We start from the raw sequence: 1653 nt of genomic DNA on the forward strand, positions 1-1653 counted from the left end.
GTCAACGTCCTGTGGGCGCTGATCCGTGACCGACGGTGCTACCACGTCACACCTCCAGTGACCGAGACAGCTTGACAACGACATTAGGAAGCGAGCAGGTCGCGGGAGACCAGGCGGCCTGCCTGGTAGCAGAGCCGGTAGGCGTCGCCGTACCGGTCGACGAACAGTTCGGCGGTGACGGCGTAGTAGTCGCAGCGCACGTCGTCGCCGGGCGGCGGCGCGGGGGCGTGCGGCACGTCCGGCCGGTAGGGCAGGCGGTGGGCGGGCAGGCGCGGTTCGACCTCGGCACGGTCCTGCCCGATCTGGAGGGCGGCGTACGCGGCGGGGTCGAGGACGGAACGGTGGACGACGTACAGCGTCCAGGCCCGCTGAGCGAGCGTCAGCGCCATCGCGGCGGCGAGCGGGACGACCAGTGCGACGCTCAGGCTGCGGCGCAGCCGGCGGCGGGCCTGGCGCAGCGCGGGCGCCGTTGGCGCCGGGGTGGTGGCGACGGTCGGCGGACCGGCGGGGGTTCGAGGGGTGCGGGGCAGGTGGGCGGTGACGTCGAATCCGCCGTCGCGGGTGGGCGCGGCGCTCAGCTGTCCGCCGACGGCCCGGACGCGTTCGTGCAGGCCCGCGAGGCCGTGCCCGCCGCCGCCCGTGGCGGGGGCCGGGGCCGCGGGGGCGGGGCCGTTGGCGATCCGCACGGTCGCGCCGTCGGCGGTGTAGTCGACGGTGGCGGTGACGGGTGCCGCGGGGGCGTGTTTGGTCGCGTTGGTGAGGGCCTCCTGCACCACCCGGTAGACGGCGTGTTCGACTGCCCGGGGCAGCCCGTCGGGGGTGCCGGTCACCTGGGCGCGCAGGTCGAGGCCGGCCGCGGCGGCGCGGGCCAGCAGGTCCCCGACGGCGGCGTCGGCCGGGCCGTCGGCGTCGCCGGCGGCGGTGTCGTCGTCCTCGCGGAGCACCCCGATGACCTCGCCCAGGCGCTCGACCGCGGCGGCGGCGCCGGCCCGCAGGTCGCGCGCGGCGGCCCGGTGGGGTTCGGCCAGGTCGGGGGCGAGGGTGAGGGCTCCGGCGCGCAGGGCGATCAGGCTGAGGTCGTGGCCGAGGGCGTCGTGCATGTCCCGGGCGATGCGCGCGCGTTCCCGCAGTCGGGCCTGTTCCGCCGTCAGCCGCTGCTCGCGCTCCAGGCGTTCGGCCCGCTCCCAGCCGGCCCGGGCCAGTTCCCGCGAGTGGTGCCAGTACCGCCCCACCAGCCAGGGCAGCAGGCCCGCGCCGACCGCGACGAGGGTGAACCGCGTTCCCAGGACCATCCACCCCGGCACCACGCCCGCTGCCAGGACGGCTGTCCCCGCCAGCACCGCGAACACCGCGGCCGCCGGCCGTACCCGCTCCTCGCGCACGCCCAGCCCGAACGCCAGTCCGGCCGCCACCGGTGCCCACCACAGGTGCACCACGCCCAACCCGATCGCCACCGCCACTGCCACCGGCAGCAGCACCGCCCCGCTCTTTCGCATGCCGACGACCCTACGGGACCTGCGCCGCTCCCCGGATCCGCCGAAAGTCATACCCTCGCACCGGAAACGGACGGTGGTCCGCCCCCGGTGCCCGAAGGCACCGGGGGGGGGCCACCCCCCGCCGGCCGGCGGGGGGTGGTACCTGTGTCTTATAAAC

1 protein-coding gene is annotated in these 1653 nt (G+C 76.6%); it reads right to left on the reverse strand.

Annotated elements, in window-relative coordinates; genetic code table 11:
* Positions 1–83: 83 nt before the first annotated feature.
* A complete protein-coding gene (locus tag ACFV1L_RS36330) occupies positions 84–1496 on the reverse strand; it encodes a sensor histidine kinase (protein ID WP_380374567.1) in 1413 nt (470 codons plus the stop codon).
* Between the last annotated feature and the right edge of the window lie 157 nt (positions 1497–1653).

The sequence above is a fragment of the Kitasatospora sp. NPDC059646 genome, assembly GCF_042734615.1.
Classification (GTDB): domain Bacteria; phylum Actinomycetota; class Actinomycetes; order Streptomycetales; family Streptomycetaceae; genus Kitasatospora.